The organism is Actinoplanes sp. NPDC026623 (genome assembly GCF_040638275.1).
Taxonomy (GTDB): Bacteria; Actinomycetota; Actinomycetes; order Mycobacteriales; family Micromonosporaceae; genus Actinoplanes.
This window is the reverse complement of sequence record NZ_JBEZXZ010000067.1, coordinates 1-15,397: the sequence shown is the minus strand read 5'-3', so window position 1 is coordinate 15,397 and position 15,397 is coordinate 1. Positions and strand designations below refer to the sequence as shown.

17 protein-coding genes are annotated in these 15,397 nt (G+C 71.6%); 8 read left to right on the top strand and 9 right to left on the bottom strand.

The window, feature by feature from the left end; genetic code table 11:
- The first annotated feature begins 41 nt into the window (after positions 1–41).
- Complete coding sequence (locus AB0F10_RS20905) at positions 42–626, top strand: YbjN domain-containing protein (protein ID WP_360627291.1); 585 nt, start codon at positions 42–44, stop codon at positions 624–626.
- A gap of 49 nt (positions 627–675) precedes the next feature.
- Here the strand turns inward: AB0F10_RS20905 and AB0F10_RS20900 are convergent, their stop codons facing one another.
- From AB0F10_RS20900 to AB0F10_RS20885, 4 genes are all read right to left on the bottom strand, one after another.
- Entirely contained in the window at positions 676–1,935 is a 1,260-nt protein-coding gene (locus tag AB0F10_RS20900; protein ID WP_360627288.1) for a delta-60 repeat domain-containing protein, read from the bottom strand.
- A gap of 60 nt (positions 1,936–1,995) precedes the next feature.
- The gene (locus AB0F10_RS20895) at positions 1,996–2,421 is read right to left on the bottom strand and encodes a globin (protein ID WP_360627285.1); all 426 of its coding nucleotides are present in this window, start codon (positions 2,419–2,421) and stop codon (positions 1,996–1,998) included.
- Positions 2,418–3,785, bottom strand: a complete 1,368-nt coding sequence (locus tag AB0F10_RS20890; protein ID WP_360627282.1) for an MFS transporter — start codon at positions 3,783–3,785, stop codon at positions 2,418–2,420. Before AB0F10_RS20890 ends, AB0F10_RS20895 begins: the two co-directional genes overlap by 4 nt.
- A gap of 221 nt (positions 3,786–4,006) precedes the next feature.
- Positions 4,007–5,089, bottom strand: a complete 1,083-nt coding sequence (locus tag AB0F10_RS20885) for a mechanosensitive ion channel family protein (RefSeq protein ID WP_360627279.1) — start codon at positions 5,087–5,089, stop codon at positions 4,007–4,009.
- A gap of 212 nt (positions 5,090–5,301) precedes the next feature.
- Between AB0F10_RS20885 and AB0F10_RS20880 the strand changes: the two genes are divergently transcribed.
- Positions 5,302–5,841 (top strand): HNH endonuclease, encoded by a 540-nt coding sequence (locus tag AB0F10_RS20880; RefSeq protein WP_360627276.1) that lies wholly within the window; start codon positions 5,302–5,304, stop codon positions 5,839–5,841.
- Here AB0F10_RS20880 and AB0F10_RS20875 read toward each other — a convergent pair.
- Together AB0F10_RS20875 and AB0F10_RS20870 are read right to left on the bottom strand one after the other, a co-directional pair.
- Positions 5,838–6,638, bottom strand: a complete 801-nt coding sequence (locus AB0F10_RS20875) for a class F sortase (protein ID WP_360627274.1) — start codon at positions 6,636–6,638, stop codon at positions 5,838–5,840. The genes AB0F10_RS20880 and AB0F10_RS20875 overlap by 4 nt on opposite strands.
- Positions 6,639–6,648: 10 nt before the next feature.
- On the bottom strand, positions 6,649–7,137 hold the full coding sequence (locus AB0F10_RS20870) for a hypothetical protein (protein WP_360627271.1): 489 nt from the start codon (positions 7,135–7,137) through the stop codon (positions 6,649–6,651).
- 596 nt (positions 7,138–7,733) lie between these two features.
- Between AB0F10_RS20870 and AB0F10_RS20865 the strand changes: the two genes are divergently transcribed.
- Complete coding sequence (locus AB0F10_RS20865) at positions 7,734–8,117, top strand: DUF5130 family protein (RefSeq protein ID WP_360627353.1); 384 nt, start codon at positions 7,734–7,736, stop codon at positions 8,115–8,117.
- Here the strand turns inward: AB0F10_RS20865 and AB0F10_RS20860 are convergent.
- Positions 8,114–8,674 (bottom strand): Uma2 family endonuclease, encoded by a 561-nt coding sequence (locus AB0F10_RS20860; RefSeq protein ID WP_360627268.1) that lies wholly within the window; start codon positions 8,672–8,674, stop codon positions 8,114–8,116. The genes AB0F10_RS20865 and AB0F10_RS20860 overlap by 4 nt on opposite strands.
- Before the next feature lie 120 nt (positions 8,675–8,794).
- On the bottom strand, positions 8,795–11,353 hold the full coding sequence (gene pepN / locus AB0F10_RS20855) for an aminopeptidase N (protein WP_360627265.1): 2,559 nt from the start codon (positions 11,351–11,353) through the stop codon (positions 8,795–8,797).
- Positions 11,354–11,479: 126 nt separating this feature from the next.
- On the opposite strand from pepN, the gene AB0F10_RS20850 reads away from it, so the two are divergent.
- The 5 genes from AB0F10_RS20850 to AB0F10_RS20830 all read left to right on the top strand — a co-directional run bounded on the left by AB0F10_RS20850 (position 11,480) and on the right by AB0F10_RS20830 (position 15,122).
- Complete coding sequence (locus tag AB0F10_RS20850; protein WP_360627262.1) at positions 11,480–12,106, top strand: disulfide bond formation protein DsbA; 627 nt, start codon at positions 11,480–11,482, stop codon at positions 12,104–12,106.
- 65 nt (positions 12,107–12,171) lie between these two features.
- Positions 12,172–12,420: a hypothetical protein gene (locus AB0F10_RS20845; protein WP_360627259.1), complete on the top strand. Its 249-nt coding sequence runs from the start codon at positions 12,172–12,174 to the stop codon at positions 12,418–12,420.
- Positions 12,421–12,474: 54 nt separating this feature from the next.
- A complete protein-coding gene (locus tag AB0F10_RS20840; RefSeq protein WP_360627256.1) occupies positions 12,475–13,665 on the top strand; it encodes a DUF1015 family protein in 1,191 nt (396 codons plus the stop codon).
- 38 nt (positions 13,666–13,703) lie between these two features.
- Complete coding sequence (locus tag AB0F10_RS20835; protein WP_360627253.1) at positions 13,704–14,624, top strand: alpha/beta hydrolase; 921 nt, start codon at positions 13,704–13,706, stop codon at positions 14,622–14,624.
- A gap of 24 nt (positions 14,625–14,648) precedes the next feature.
- Entirely contained in the window at positions 14,649–15,122 is a 474-nt protein-coding gene (locus tag AB0F10_RS20830; protein ID WP_360627251.1) for a ribose-5-phosphate isomerase, read from the top strand.
- Between the two features lie 3 nt (positions 15,123–15,125).
- Here the strand turns inward: AB0F10_RS20830 and AB0F10_RS20825 are convergent.
- Positions 15,126–15,397 (bottom strand): hypothetical protein (locus AB0F10_RS20825; protein WP_360627248.1); only part of this gene is annotated, 272 nt, incomplete at its 5' end.

Here is a 15,397-nt window from a genome sequence, read left to right as displayed (position 1 = left end):
ACGTCCGGCGGAGGGCCTGCTGGGGAGTGAGGTGCACAACGATGCCGTGGTGGTCATGGCGTCCCGGGTCGGCCGGAGGCGACGAGCCCGAGTCCGGCGGCGAGGTGGCGTTGCAGAGCAGTGTCCGCATCGGAGTGCCGGCGCAGCGTGAGCCGGGACACACTTCGATGTCTTCCGTCGACCTGTCCGCGATCGACGAAACCGCCCAGGTCGCCCCCGTCGACCTGGCGCGGCTCGGAAAGGCCCTCGACCTGCTCGACGTAAGGTTCCTCGCCGACGGCGGCGGGAGCCTGCTGGCGATGTGGGAACGGCACGCCGTGCTGTTCACCCTCGAGGGGCCCGACGACGAGATCCTGGTCATGCGTGCCCGTCCGCACGCGACCGTCCCGCCCGACTGGGCCGACCGCGCCTATCGCGTGGTCAACGAGTGGAATCACACCCGCCGCTTCTGCAAGGCCTATGTGGGCGATCCCACCGAGCGTGGCCAGTTGCCCATCTACGCCGAGTTGCAGGTGCCGCTCGCGTCGGGCGCGCACGACGCGCTGCTGGCGGAGATGCTCGACTGTGGTGCCGCCGTGGCGACCTCCTTCGTCGACTGGCTCCACGACGAGGGCGCGCTGCTCTGAGTCGAAGAAGGGGGCCCCGGCAGCGGGGCCCCCTTGCTTCTGTGCCGGCTCAGGGGAGCGGGAACATCCCGATCCGGGCGTGGTATTCCTTGCCGAGCTTGTCGGTGTCGGAGCCGACGATCAGGCCGGTCGCCACGACCTCGAACGCCCGCACGCCGACGCCCCGGTCCCGTCCGGGGTTCCAGGACAGCGCCCGGCCGGTGCTGGGGTTGATCGCGCCGATGCCGACCCGGTTGACCGCTCCCGGCCCCGGGCCCTTCGCGTCGCTGCCGTACGGGTTGTCCATGTATCGCTGGTGCCCGCCGACGTAGACGGCGCTGCCGGTGACCGCGACCGCGTAGAGCGAGTCGCCGCCGGTGCGCTGCACCCAGGTCGGGTTGTGCTTGCCGTTGCCGCCCGTCTCGAAGCGCGCGGCCGAGTCGCAGAGCTTGGTCGGCGAGGAGGCCCGGCCGGTGGAGGCGACGACGAACCACCTGCCGTCCGGCGAGAACTTCACCTGCCGCAGATAGGTGTCGAAGCCCTTCATGCACGCCGGCTTGTACGCGTCGGTGTACCAGCTGGTCACGGTCGCCGGGCCGCCGGTGATGTCGAACATGGCGATCTGCGTACGGCTGACCGACCCGACCCTGAGCAGCGCGCCCACCGCGACCAGCCGGCTGCCGTCCGGGGTGATGTCGAAGTGCTCGACCCGGGTCCGGCTCAGGCCGGGGGAGGAGAGCTTGGCGTCGAAGGCGGTGTCGACCGCCCCGGTGCCCGCGTCGAGGCGGGCCAGCCCGGCCCGGTTGACGCCGTTGATCGAGGAGAACGTGCCGCCCGCGTAGAGCTTGGCGCCCCGGGCGTTCAGGGTACGGACGTCGCCCCAGTTGATCTTCGCGTCGAAGGCGGACACCCGCTCGCCGTCCGGCACCGAGACGCGGGCGAGGCCGCGCTGGGCGACGCTGTTCACGGTCTTGAAGGAGCCGCCAACGTAGACCGTGTCGGTCGAGCCGGGTGCGAGCGCGTAGACGGGCGCGTCGACCCGGGGAGCGAAGGAGCTCACCACCCCGTCGCGCAGCCCGTACGCGAAGATGTTCTTGCGGGGGTAGGTGGTCCTGCGATCGCTGTCCTGGACCCTGGTGAAGCTGCCGCCGACGATGACCGTGTCGCCCACGACGGCCAGGGCCCAGACCGTCCCGTCGAGGACGTGCGGGGTGAAGTCGACGGGGTCGGCCGAGACCACCTCCGGTTGAGCCGGATCGGCCGCGGCGGGCACCGACCCCAGCAGGGCGGCGCAGGTCAACGCGGTAGCGGCGAGCAAGCGGCGTCGCATCGTTCACTCCTGGGATCGGGCCACGATGTCTGTGATGAGACGTTCGCGGTGTTAATCCGATCAACGAGTGGGCTGCCCCCCGGGATGTGCCTCCATCGTGTTGACCATGAAGTAGGCGGCCCGCTCGAGGTAGTCCCAGAGGGCGGTGCGGTGCGGCTCGGGCAGGCCGAGCGAGTCGACCGCGACGCGCATGTGCAGCAGCCACGCGTCGCGCTCGGCCGGGCCGACCCGGAACGGCGCGTGCCGCATCCGCAGCCGGGGGTGGCCGCGACTGGCGGAGTAGGTGTCCGGGCCGCCCCAGTACTGCATCAGGAACAGGGTCAGGCGGTCGGCGGCCGGGCCGAGGTCCTCCTCGGGGTACATCGGGCGCAGCAGGGGATCCTGCGCGACGCCGGTGTAGAAGGCGTCGACGAGCCGGCGGAAGGTCGGCTCGCCGCCGACGGCCTCGAAGAAGGTGACTTCCGGTTGCTCGTCTGCTGGGCTCACCGCTCCAGTTTGCCAGCAGCGCCGGGCCGAACCCGATCCGGTGTGACGCGCGTTGCGGGCACGGGCGGAGCGAGGATCGCCGGGGCGTCCTCTTCCCCGGTCTCCGGCGGCCGGTAGGCGACCAGGGCCAGCATCAGCAGCACCCCGCCGATGCTCCACAACCCGACGACCAGCGGGATCGACGAGACCTGGGCCAGCGCGCCGGTGGCGATCACGGCGAAGCACTGGGTGAACTGCATGCCGCCCTGCATGACGCCGTATGCCCGGGCGCGGTAGCCGTGCGGCAGGGCCAGCACGAACTCGCCGTTGAGGGTGGGCATCAGGCCGCCCTGGGCGATGCCGGAGACCACCACGAGCGCGGCGACGGTCGCGGCGTTCGGCGCGAGGGCGGTCAGGGCCAGCGCCGTCGGCGTCAGCACGGCGAGCGGCCTGATCAGCCGGTGCCGCCGCGACTGGCGGACCAGGCGGCCGACCCCGAGGCCGCCGATGATGAAGCCGATCGGGCCGGCGGCCATGATCAGGCCCTGGTCGAAGCCGCGGGCGGAGGGATCGTGGTGGAACAGCGCGGCCCAGCCGGCGGCCAGGCCCTCGGGCAGGACCGTGAAGGTGGTCAGGGAGAAGACCATCAGGGCGATCGAGCGCAGCAGCGGCGTGCCGAAGACCAGCCGGAACCCCTCGCCGGTCTCCCGCAGCAGGTGCCGGCGGGTGGCACGGTCGTGGGCCGCGGGCCGCGACCGGATGCCCCACGCGATCACGCCGGCGGAGACGACGAAGGACACCGCGTCCAGCCCGATGCCCAGCCGGGGGTTTATCGCGACGGCGAGCGTGGCGCCGGCCAGGTAGCCGATGACCTGGGTGGCCTGCGAGGTCGAGGCGTTGACGGCCAGGCCGGTGACGACCTTGCGGCGGTCCAGGATCAGCGGCAGCAGGGCGGAGCGCGCCGCCTGGGTGGGCGGGGCGCCGAGCATCGCCACGAACAGCAGCACGAGGATGACGTAGACGTTCATCCCGGGCAGCGCGATCAGCGCGATCGGGACGGCCCGGGCCAGGTCGGCGACGATCAGGACGCGGCGGTAGGGGTAGCGGTCCGCGAGCGCCGCCAGCACCGGGCCGCCGACGATCCACGGCACATAGCTCACCGCGAACGACACCGCGGAGAGCAGCACGGACTGGGTCTGCTGGTAGACCAGCACGACGATCGCGGCGCGGGCGAGATAGTCGCCCATCCAGCTCACGACCAGCGAGATGTAGAGCGCGCGATATTCCTGGACGGCGAAGACGTCCCGGAAGGTCACGAGGCGCTCCGGCTCCGTCGCGCCGCCGGCCAGGTCGGCCGGTCGCGCGGCGGGTCGGTCGTCCGACACCAGGGCCCTCCATCGATCGCGACGGCCGGCGGGATCGCCGACGGCTGCCGGTCACGTCGCCCGGTTTCTCCGGATTCGGAGCCTGCGCGAACGTGACGCTGCATGTGCAGATGCTCTTTGCGAGATTCTGCCCGATCGTCCGAGTCCTGGCTAGGGCGTACGGGGGGAATGTCGGCCATTCGGTCGAGGTCGGACATCCCCCATCATGCCGTCTCGGCAGCTCAGGTAGCACCTCCAGGCGTGCCAGAAGCGTCCGGCGAGTCTTGGTGATACACCGGAGGTACCGCGGAACGGGGCAACATCCGCGAGACGGCGATCCGTTCGGCGATCCCGGCGGCCTCCAGGGCCTCGGTGAGCCGGCGGCGCAAGTCCCGCTGGAGCTGGACGTGGCCCTCGGCCGTGGTCTTGGCGATCGTCCGGATGATCGCGCCGTCCACGGTCAGCTGGTCCACGCCGATGACCTCCGGCGGCTCGAGGAACTCGGTCGAGTGTTCCGGCTCCTCGGCCATGGCGAGCGCGGCCTCGCGCAGCACCGCGGTCGCCTCCTCCGAGTTGACGAAGCCGATCGGGATGTCGATGACCGCCATGGCCCAGCCCTGGCTCTTGTTGCCGACCCGGACGATCTCGCCGTTGCGGACATACCAGAGCACGCCACGCATGTCCCGGACGGTGGTGACCCGCAGGCCGACCGTCTCGACGACGCCGAGGGCGTCGCCCAGGTCGACCGAGTCACCGACGCCGTACTGGTCCTCCAGGAGCATGAAGAGGCCGGCGATCAGGTCCTTGACCAGGCTCTGCGCGCCGAAGCCGACCGCGACGCCGACGATGCCGGCGCTGGCCAGCAGCGGGCCGAGATTGAAACCGAGCTCAGCCAGGACCAGCAGGGTGGCTATGGTGAAGACGACGGCTGTGACGAAGCTGGACAACACCGACCCGATCGCCTCGGCCCGCTGCCGCCGTCGCTCGGGGATGAAGGTGTTCGCGGCCGCCTCGTTCTTGTCGGTGCGCTCCCGCAGCGGCTTGAGCAGGGCCGGCATCGCGGCCCGCGACGTGGACGCGGTCAGCCGCTGGATGGCCCGGCGCAGCAGCCACCGGACCAGGATCGCGATCAGGATGATCAGGATGATCCGCATGGGTTTGAGGATCAGCACGTAGCTGCCGTTGGCGAGCCACTGGATCTGGGTCTCGTCGTAGACCCACTTGCAGAGCGCGTCGGCATTGCAGGACTCGGAGACGTCGGCCGTGCCGCTGAAGAACGGCACCGGCGAGCCGGACGGGGTGGGTACGGGGGCTAGCGGAATCACGGGGGCTTAACCTACCGGGCCGAGCGGCCAGGCTGTAGCTGGTCATCTGCCCGCGAGACCTCAGACGTTTACCGGCCGACCGCAGATTCTGCTCGCCAATTCGTCATTCATCAGGGACTATTGGCGCACGAGCACCGGTAGATCCGGCGCTCGACCTATGACCACAAGCACACGGGAGCGGTTGCAAGCACCTACACCGAAGGGTGATCGCGATGCCTGACATACGACCCACGGTCGGCTCCTCCGCGTTGGTATTGAACGCCACCTACGAGCCGCTGTGCGTCGTGTCGGTGCGTCGGGCGACCATCCTGGTGCTGACCACCAAGGCGGAATGCGTCTCCGACGGAGACGGCATCCTGCACAGTGCGCGGCAGGCGCTCCCGGTCCCGTCGGTGGTGCGCCTGACCAGGTACGTGAAGGTTCCGTACCGCACACACGTCGGCCTGTCCCGCCGGGCGATCTTCGCCCGCGACGGCGGCCGCTGCGCCTACTGCCGCGGCTCGGCCGAGACGATCGACCACGTCTTCCCCCGCAGCCGGGGCGGGCTGCACGCCTGGGAGAACGTCGTGGCGGCCTGCGCGAAGTGCAACCACAGCAAGGGCGACAAGACGCCCGCCGAGCTGGGCTGGCGCCTGCACGCGGCGCCGGCGGCACCCCGGGGCGTCGCCTGGCGGGTGCTGGGCCACCGGACCCCGGACCCCCGCTGGGCCGACTGGCTTGACCTGCCCAAGCCCATCGCCGAGGCCGCTTAGGGTTCCCGCGCGTCCGTCAGGCTGGCGAACACGACGACGTTGTCGCTGTAGCCCCGCTCGCCGCCGAGCCAGGTGCCGCCGCACGTCATCAGGCGCAGCGAGGGCCTGCTGTAGTCGCCGTAGACGCGCTTGATCGGGAGCTTCGCCTTGTTGAAATGCTCCACCGAGTTGATCCGGAAGATCGCCACCCGGTGGTCCTCGCGCAGGATCTCGATCTTCTGACCCGGCTTCAGCCTGCCCAGGTCGTGGAAGACCGACGGGCCCGTCCTGGTGTCCGCGTGGCCGACGATCAGCGCCGGACCGAACTGCCCCGGCGTCGGGCCCTTGTCGAACCAGCCCACCTCGTTGTGCCGCTTCAGCGGCGGCGTGCCGACCGAGCCGTCCTCGGCCCAGCCGACGTGCAGGATCGGCGCCGCCACCTTGATCGCCGGGATGGTCAGCCGCTCGGGGGCGCTGGGGCTCAACACCGGGAAGGCCCGCGGCGGCGGCTGGTCCGGGCCCTTGAAGAAGTCGCGCAGGTTGAAGCCGGTCGCCGAGCCCAGGCCCAGGGCCACGGTGAACAGGCCGACGAAGACCAGAATCACCGCCACCAGGCCCAGCGGCACCTGGCGGCGACCGCGCTGCGGGCCCGGTACCGGCAGCCGGACGCGGCCCGGGGGGCGCGGCGGCCGGGCCGGTGGGGGCCGGGGCGGCGCGGGCCGGGGCGGGGGCACCACCTCGGCCGGGCGGCGCCGGAGCACGGATTCGGGCATGCGCGGGCCGGGTGTCGCCGACTGGGACACCACCGGGCGGGCCATCGGGCGCGCCTCAGCCGAGGCGGCGGCGCCGGACGGCCACCACGCCGAGTGCCACGCCGGCCGCCATCGCGACCAGGCCGCCGCCGATGATCGTCGGCGCCGAGGAGCCCGGCGCGGTGCCGCCGCCGCCCGTCGCCGGGCCGTGGGCCGGTTCCACCTTCACCACCACGTGCAAGGTGCTCTCCGCCGTCTTCCCGTCCGGGCACTTCAGCCGTACGGGGTAATCTCCCGGATCGGTCGCGGGCGGGACGCGCGTCGTGGCGGTGAGGAAGCCGTAGCTCGGCGACACCGTGATCGTGCCGATCGGTTCCACCGTCACCGTCGCCGGTTTCAGGTTGTCGTCGCAGCTCGCGCGGATCGCGAGCTCGTCGCCGGAGGGCACCGTGCTCGGATTGGTCTCCACGAAGACGCTCGCCGCCAGGGCGGGAGACTGCTCTAACAGGACGACGGGCAAGGCCAGGGCGAGCGCCGCAATCGCGGCCGGGACGGACGTGCGCATGACCTCCCCCTCCTGCCGTCCGCGGTGGAAACCTCGCGGACGGCGCGTGTGGGTGATTTTCGCATCTGCGCGGCGTTTTTGCGTAGGTGCGGTGATCCCACTTCGGGGGTGTTGACACCCGGCGGTCCGTGACGGCCCACACTCCGCTACCGTGATTAGCGTTCGGATCACTGGGAACGCAGTGAATTGGCCCGGTTCCTTTTGACGCCTGGGGGCGTTGAGGTTGTCGAAATTCAGCACCATTCTTGTCTTCGTGATCATTCCATTGACGATCATCGCGGTGATTGCGACGTTCGGCGCGGCCGGCGGCAGCCGGCACCGCCCGGCCCGCCGTTACCGCCCTGGTCGGCCCTACGAGTTCAGGCCGATCTGGTTTCTAGCGTCGCCCGCACAGGTGACCACCCCGGGGACCCGTCCGGCGCTTGCGGCCGGAGTCATCGAGGACTCCTCCGGCGCTCCGGTGCGGCCCGGCCCGACAGGAGGCGCAAGTGACCGTTGGTGAGAGCCAGGCCCTGACGGCGGCCAGCAACGAGCAGCCGCTGACCGCGCTCGACCACCCCGGCGGCCCGACCCTGACCGCGCATCCCGAGCTGACGATGACGCCGGCCGGCATCGACGCGCTCGACGGGCCGTTCACGACCCGTCAGCTGCTCCGGCTCGACGACGCGCTGCGGATCGCCGATCAGTCGACCGGCCTGACGTTCAGCGTCTACATCGGTGACCTCGAGGAGCCGACCCGCGAACACGCCGAGCAGCTGCACCGTCAGCTGGACGGCTCCGCGCAGGCGGTGCTGGTGGCGGTCTCGCCCAACCAGCGGCTCCTGGAGATCGTCACGGGGCCGGAGGCGCGCAAGCGCATCTCCGACCGCGACTCGAAACTGGCCGCGCTCTCGATGGCCGCGGCGTTCGCCGGCGGGGACCTCGCCGGTGGCGTGCTGGCCGGGCTCGACCAGCTGGCGTCACACGCCGGCCGGCACTAAAGCCACGCGGACGGGGCCAGTAGCACCGGGAACGGGGCGTCGACCTTCATCAGGTCGGCGCCCTGCAGCGTTTTCTGGTGGACATAGCCGTCCGGACCCAGGCGGTACGTGTGCAGCACCGGCGACTCCTGCGGCTCGACCCGCCAGTACGTCTCGATGCGCGCGTCCGCGTACAGGGCCGGCTTGAGCAGGCGGTCGTAGCGGCGGCTGGTGTCGGTCTCCACCTCGACCACCAGCGCGACGTCGGCGGGGTCGGCCCAGATCGCGCCCGAGGAGCGCGGCCGCAGCACGGCCACGTCCGGGACCAGGTTGCTGGCGCCGACCGCGACGCCGAGCCGGGCGCAGACCCACCAGCCGCTCGGTGCGGCATCGCGCAGCACCGTCACCAGGGCCAGGACCACGTCCTCGTGCGCGCCGTGCAGGGGCGGGGTTACGTGCAGACTGCCGTCGACGATCTCGTAACGGTGCCCATCCTGCGGGAAGAGGTGCAGGTCCGGCTCGGTCCACTGTCCTTCGGGGGCGGTCCAGCGCACGAGTGGCTTCGCACCGATAGTCACCGGACACCTCCATCAGCGTGGAGTGTCAGAGTACTCACGCTGAGTTGTTGCCGGTGGGTTTCGCCCCCGTAAGTTTCGCGGGTCGCAAGTAATTCCTTCACTCACGACCCGCGAAAACAGTCAGTCCGCGCTCGCGTCCTTCGCCCGCGCCTTCAGCGCCCGCAGCACGCCGTCCCGGCCCTCGGCGACCAGCCGGCGCAGCGACGGCGAGTGCCCGTCGGCGGCGAGCCAGGCGTCGGTCAACGCGACCGTCTCCTCGCTCACCTGGTATGCCGGGTAGGCCAGCATCGCGAACTCCTGGGCCGGCTCGCTGTCGGAACGGGCCCAGACGCCGTCGATGGCCTCGAAGAACTTCGGGGCGAACGGCGCGGTCAGCTCCACCTGCGTGGACGCCTGGAAGCCCTGCAGCAGCGAGCGGCTGAGCCAGTTCGGCAGCTTCTCCTCGCCGGTGAGCTGGGCCCAGACCCGGGCCTTGTTCTCCGGGTCGGGCAGCAGGGCGCGGGCCAGGGCGGCCTCCCGCTCGCCGCTGGCGGTCAGGTCCGACGCCAGCTCCTCGTCGATCTCCGCCTCGCTCGCCGCGCCCTTCGCGGCCAGCGCCTCGAGGATCGACCAGCGCAGCTCGGTGTCGATGGTCAGGCCCGCCGGGACGCCGGTCCCGCTCAGCCAGCCCCGCAGGACCGCCAGGTCCTCGTCGCCGCGTGCCGCGTTGAGGTAGGCGCGCGCCCAGGCGAGCTGGAAGCCGCTGCCCGGCTCGGTCGCCGCGAGGGTGGTCCGGGCGGTCTCGGCGAGCTGCGCCCAGCCGGTCGGCGCCCACTGCGGGTCCGCGTACATCGTCAGGGTGGTGGCGGCCTGGCGCAGCGTCGCCGTCGTCAGGTTGATGTCGCGCTCCAGCGGCAGGCCGGCGCGGACCAGGGCGATGTAGTCGCGCGCCGCCAGCTCGGCGTCGCGCAGCTGGTCCCAGGCCGCGGCCCAGCACAACGCCCTCGGCAGCGACGACTCGAAGCCGTCGATGTGCTGCACGACAGTCGCCATGGAACGGTCGTCGAGGCGCAGCTTCGCGTAGGTCAGGTCGTCGTCGTTGACCAGCAGCACGTCGGCGGCCCGGACGCCGGTCAGCGCGGGGATCTCGGTCTGCTCGCCGGTCACGTCGATCTCGAGCAGGTCCCGGCGGACCAGGCGGTCGCCGTCGAGGTCGTAGAGGCCGACGCCGATGCGGTGGGTGCGCAGCGTCGGGTACGCCGCCGGCGCCTCCTGGCGCACGACCACGCTGGAGTACGTGCCGTCGGCACCGATCGTCACCACCGGGCGCAGCGTGTTGACCTGTGCCGTCTCGAGCCACTGCGCGGCGAACTTGCGCAACTCGCGGCCCGACGCCGTCTCCAGCTCGGTCAGCAGGTCGTCGAAGGTGGCGTTGCCCCACGCGTGCCGCTGGAAGTACGCCCGCAGCCCGGCGAGGAACGAGTCCAGCCCCACGTACGCGACGAGCTGCTTGATGACGCTCGCGCCCTTGGCGTAGGTGATGCCGTCGAAGTTGACCTCGACGGCCTCCAGGTCGGGCATCTCGCAGTAGACCGGGTGCGTCGAGGAGAGCTGGTCCTGGCGGTAGCCCCACGCCTTGCGCACCGACAGGAACGTCGACCACGCGTCGGTGAACCGGGTCGCGGTCGTGTTGCACCAGTGGCTCGCCCACTCGGCGAACGACTCGTTGAGCCACAGGTCGTTCCACCAGCGCATGGTGACCAGGTCGCCGAACCACATGTGCGCCAGCTCGTGCAGGATCGTGTTGGCGCGCTGCTCGTACTCGTAGTCGGTGACCTGCGAGCGGAAGATGTAGTGCGCCTCGGCGTGCGTGACGCAGCCGAAGTTCTCCATCGCGCCGGCGTTGAAGTCGGGCACCCAGAGCTGGTCGTACTTCGGCAGCGGGTAGCGCATGCCGAACTGCTCGTGGAAGAAGTCGAAGCCCTGCTTGGTGATCAGGAACAGGTCGTCCGGGTCGAGGTACTGCGCCATCGAGGCCCGGCAGTAGACGCCCAGGTCGATGCCGTCGTGGCTGTCGCGCAGCTCGTGGTAGGGCCCCGCGCACAGCGCGGTGATGTAGGTGCTCATCCGCGGCGACGTCTGGAAGTGGACAGTCTTCGCACCCGCCTCGGCCGGGACGGTGTCGTCCACCGGCATGTTCGAGACGACCTTCCAGTGCCCCGGCACCGTGGCGTGCCAGGTGAAGACGCTCTTCAGGTCGGGCTGGTCGAAGGCGGCGTAGACGCGCTGCGCGTCCGCCGTCTCGAACTGGCTGTAGAGGTAGATCTCCTTGTCGACCGGGTCCTCGGTGCGCTGCATGCCCTGCCCGCTCGCCGAATAGGCGAAGGAGGCGTCGACCACCAGCGTGTTCTCCGCCGCCAGGCCGGTCAGGGTCAGGCCGTCCTCGGCCGACCAGCCGGACAGGTCGACGGGTGCGCCGTTGAGCGTCGCGGACGCGACGCTCGCCGCCGCGACCTCGATGAACGTCGTCGCCCCGGGTTCGGTGCAGCGGAAGTCGACCCGGGTCGTCGTGCGGAACGTGCCCGAACCGGGCCCACCGCGCCCGTCGGTCAGGTCCACGGCGATGTCGTACCCCGTCACCTCGAGCAGGCGGGCCCGCGCGGCGGCCTCGACCTGGGTCAGGTTACGAACTCCGGCCACTTCACTCTCCTCAATGCTGGTCCAAGCTTCATCGCCCCGACCTAGAGCTTTCCACGTCACCATATGTGGTCGTCGCGTGGCGCACGTCACCGCCGGTTCCGCGCGCAGCGAGGGAGGATCAGAGACATGAGTGAACGCGCCGCGGTCGATATGTGGTTCGACCCCCTATGTCCCTGGGCCTGGATTACCTCCCGCTGGCTGCTGGAGGTCGAGAAGGTCCGCCCCGTCGACATCACCTTCAATGTGATGAGCCTCTCGGTGCTCAACTCGGGCCGCGAACTGCCCGAGCAGTATCAGGACCTGATGGCCAAGGGCTGGGGCCCGGTCCGGGTCTGCATCGCCGCCGCCGAGGCCAACGGCCCGGAGGTCCTGCGCGACCTCTACACGGCCCTGGGCACCCGCATCCACCTGCAGAAATACGAGCTGGACGAGAAGCTCTACACCGAGGCGCTCACCGAGGTCGGGCTCGACCCGGCGCTGGCCGAGGCGGCCAGCAGCGACGCCCGGGACGACGCGCTGCGGGCCAGCCACAACGCGGGCATGAAGCCGGTCGGCACCGATGTCGGCACGCCGGTCATCCACGCGCCCGGCCCGGTCGAGGGTGAGAAGGTCGCCTTCTTCGGCCCGGTCGTGACGCCCGCTCCGAAGGGCGAGGCGGCGGGCCGGCTCTGGGACGGCGTCCTGCTGGTCGCCGCCACGCCGGGCTTCTACGAACTCAAGCGCAGCCGCGATCTGGGTCCGATCTTCGACTGATGCGCCACCTGAGTCTCCGGCGGGTCGTTGGGTGAGGCGAGAACCACATCCGACCGGAGGCTCTGATGGCCGAGTCCGACAGCATCGCCACGTCCACCATCGCGGTACATCGCGGAGTCTGGGCCAGCTTCTGCCCGAACCTGCCCGCCGGCGTCGCCGCGATGGTGGCGCCGCCCGTCACCGTGTCCAGCTTTCCCCTGGTAGAGACGCCGGAGCCGGTCTCGGCCCGGCGCCGGGCGAAGCAGGCCAAGCTGCGCGACGGCGCGCCGTCGACGCCGAAGCACGGCCGGCACCGGCGCCGCTCGCAGCAGTGAGACGACCCCGGGGTGTGCGCACGGCCGTCATGCCACGGCGGTAGGTTCGCTGGCATGACGGTCGTGCACCCGGTCAGCCGGGCCTGGATCACCACTGGCGGCACCGGCGCGCAGAATTACGACGAGTTCGCCGACGATGCCGAGATCACCGACATCATCGCCGCGAACCCGCACAGCGCGCTCGCCATCGAGATGCCCCACCGGGCGCCGGACTCCGTGGGCAAGGCGTTCGGCGACTGCCTCGCCGAGGCCGCCGCCCGCCTCGCGCTTGAGAAGGCCGCGGGCAGCTACTCGTCCGCGGAGGACGTGGTCGTCCTCTACCGGATCACCGCACCCGGCGAGCCCGCCGCCTACGGACTGTGGTCGATGGTCGACACCGACCAGATCTCCACCAGCGCCGACGAGCCGGGCCTGGTCATCCGCAACGAGGACGTGTTCATCGCCAAGGTGCGCGAGCGCGTGGCCCTGGCCGAGTCGCTGCAGACGCTGCTCTCGCCGGTGCTGCTGCTGCAGACCGGCAAGGGTGACGAGTTGCACGCGGCGCTCGCCGCGGCCACCGACGCCGCGGGGGCGCCCGCCGCGACCGATACCGACCAGAGCGGCCGGACCCACGCCATCTGGGTGATTTCCGCCGGCCCGCTGCAGGACGAGCTCACCGCGCTCGCGGGCGGCGGCGAGCTGGTCGTCGCCGACGGCAACCACCGCAGCCTGGCCGCGCAGACCGGCGGCCTGCCGCGCTTCCTGGCCGTCGTGACCACGCCCGGTTCCGTCGCGCTCCAGCCCTACAACCGCCTGATCAGCGAGCTGCCGGTCGCCGACTTCGTCGAGCGCCTCGCCGCGGCCGGCGCCCGGGTCGAGGAGCTGCCGCGCCCCGCGGCGATCCCGGCCAAGGGCACCGTCGAGCTGTACGCAGGGGGCCGCTCGTTCTCCGTCGTGCTGCCGCGGGCCGAGGGTGACAGCCCGGTGGAGAACCTCGACCACGCCCTGGTCGAGCGGATCCTGCTCGGCGACGTGCTCGGGCTCGACCCGGGCGACAAGCGGGTGTCCTACATCGGCGGCGACTACCCGGCGCAGTGGCTGCGCGGCGAGGTCGACGCGGGCCGCTCCGAGCTGGCCGTCCTGATCGCGCCGGTCACCGTCGACGACTTCGTCGCGGTGAACCTCGCCCGGCAGAAGCTGCCCCGCAAGAGCACCTGGTTCACGCCGAAGGCCCGCGGCGGCCTGGTCCTGGCCCAGCTCTCCTGATCCCTCCGACCGCCCCGCCCGCCACCCGGGAAGGAAAAATGGCCCTACATCCGCAGGTGGAGGCGGCGCTGGCGACCAGGCGCCGCCCCAGCGCAGAGGTCATCGCGGCGGACCCCTACGAGCAGCTCGTCGCCGCCCGCGCGGCGATGGAGGAGTCCAACGAGGTCGAGTGCGGCCCGGCGATCCCGCTGCCCGTGGTGGTCGACGTGGACGCCGGCGGCGTGCCCTGCCGGCTCTACGCGGCCGGCGTCGGCGCTCCCGTCTTCGTCTACGTGCACGGCGGCGGCTGGTGTTACGGCAGCATCGATACGGTGGACCGGCTCTGCCGGCGCATCGCGGACCGCTCGGGCTGCGCCGTGCTGTCGGTCGGCTACCGGCTCGCGCCGGAGCACGTCTTCCCGGCCGCCCTCGACGACGTGGAGACCGTGCTGGCCTGGGTCCGCAAGGAGGGCGCGAGCCTCGGCGTCGACCCGTCCCGGCTGGCGATCGGGGGCGACAGCGCGGGCGGGCAGCTCGCCACCGTCGCCGCCCGGCGCCAGCGCGACGCCGCGACCCCGCTCGACTACCAGGTGCTGATCTACCCGGCCATCGACCCGATGACGGCATCCGAGTCCTACGACGAGGTCGGCGGCTACGGCCTGGACCGCGAGTCGATGCGGCTGGCCTGGGAGACGTTCGTGCCGGATCCGGCGGCGCGCTTCGGCCCCGACGTGGCGCCGCTGGCGGTCGCGGACCTGGCCGGGATGCCGCCGACGCTGCTGCTGACGGCGGAGTACGACGTGCTGCGCGACGAGGGCGCCGACTACGCGGACGCGCTGCTGGCGGCGGGTGTCCGGGTGGTGCACGTCCGGTACGCGGGCGTCAACCACGGCTTCGCCCGCAAGCTCGCGTTCTTCGACGCCGCACGGGCCGCCGCCGACCAGATCGCGGCGAGCCTGCGGGCCGCGCTGACGTTCTGATCGGGGTTTGAAAGACTGCGGGTCATGCGCGTCTACCTGGGTTCCGATCACGCCGGCTACGAGCTGAAGATGCACCTGGTGAACCACCTCGGCAAGCAGGGCTACGACGTCGTGGACGTGGGCCCGCACGCCTACGACCCGGAGGACGACTATCCGGCGTTCTGCCTGAACACCGGCGCCCGGGTGGTCGCCGACGAGGGCAGCCTGGGCATCGTCATCGGCGGCTCCGGCAACGGCGAGCAGATCGCCGCGAACAAGATCGCCGGGGTCCGCTCGGCGCTGGCGTGGAACGTCGAGATCGCCCGGCTGGCCCGCCAGCACAACGACTCGAACGTGCTCGCCATAGGCGGGCGCCAGCACACCCTGGACCAGGCCACCGCGATGGCCGAGGGTTTCCTGAGCACGCCGTTCTCGGGCAGCGAGCGGCACGCCCGCCGCATCGGCCAGCTCGCCGAGTACGAGCGCACCCGCGAGCTGCCGCCGCTGCCGCAGAGCTGAGCCCTACCGGTTGCGCGGCAGGTCCTCGCGCGGCATCCAGTTGCGCCGCACGATCGGCAGCCCGGCGTCGGCCTCGGCCAGGTCCTCCGGGGTGGGCCGGGCCGCGTCCCGGGCGCGCAGCGCCGCGCCGACGCTGACCTGTGACGAACCCGACCCGACGAGGCCGCGCAGCCCGCGCTCGGACTGGTCGTCGCCGCCGGCGCCCGCGCCGGAGGTCGGCCGGGACCCGTGCACCGGCCGGGGCCGGCCCGCGAAGGTGTTGCCGGCGGCCCGAG

What these genes read in the sequence shown, in the direction of transcription:
- AB0F10_RS20840 (WP_360627256.1), top strand. Translation starts at nt 12,475, where the DNA reads ATGACGGTCGTGCACCCGGTCAGCCGGGCCTGGATCACCACTGGCGGC.
- AB0F10_RS20900 (WP_360627288.1), bottom strand. Translation starts at nt 1,935, where the DNA reads ATGCGACGCCGCTTGCTCGCCGCTACCGCGTTGACCTGCGCCGCCCTG.
- AB0F10_RS20835 (WP_360627253.1), top strand. Translation starts at nt 13,704, where the DNA reads ATGGCCCTACATCCGCAGGTGGAGGCGGCGCTGGCGACCAGGCGCCGC.
- AB0F10_RS20870 (WP_360627271.1), bottom strand. Translation starts at nt 7,137, where the DNA reads ATGCGCACGTCCGTCCCGGCCGCGATTGCGGCGCTCGCCCTGGCCTTG.
- AB0F10_RS20875 (WP_360627274.1), bottom strand. Translation starts at nt 6,638, where the DNA reads ATGGCCCGCCCGGTGGTGTCCCAGTCGGCGACACCCGGCCCGCGCATG.
- AB0F10_RS20845 (WP_360627259.1), top strand. Translation starts at nt 12,172, where the DNA reads ATGGCCGAGTCCGACAGCATCGCCACGTCCACCATCGCGGTACATCGC.
- AB0F10_RS20830 (WP_360627251.1), top strand. Translation starts at nt 14,649, where the DNA reads ATGCGCGTCTACCTGGGTTCCGATCACGCCGGCTACGAGCTGAAGATG.
- AB0F10_RS20905 (WP_360627291.1), top strand. Translation starts at nt 42, where the DNA reads ATGCCGTGGTGGTCATGGCGTCCCGGGTCGGCCGGAGGCGACGAGCCC.
- AB0F10_RS20850 (WP_360627262.1), top strand. Translation starts at nt 11,480, where the DNA reads ATGAGTGAACGCGCCGCGGTCGATATGTGGTTCGACCCCCTATGTCCC.
- AB0F10_RS20880 (WP_360627276.1), top strand. Translation starts at nt 5,302, where the DNA reads ATGCCTGACATACGACCCACGGTCGGCTCCTCCGCGTTGGTATTGAAC.
- AB0F10_RS20865 (WP_360627353.1), top strand. Translation starts at nt 7,734, where the DNA reads ATGACGCCGGCCGGCATCGACGCGCTCGACGGGCCGTTCACGACCCGT.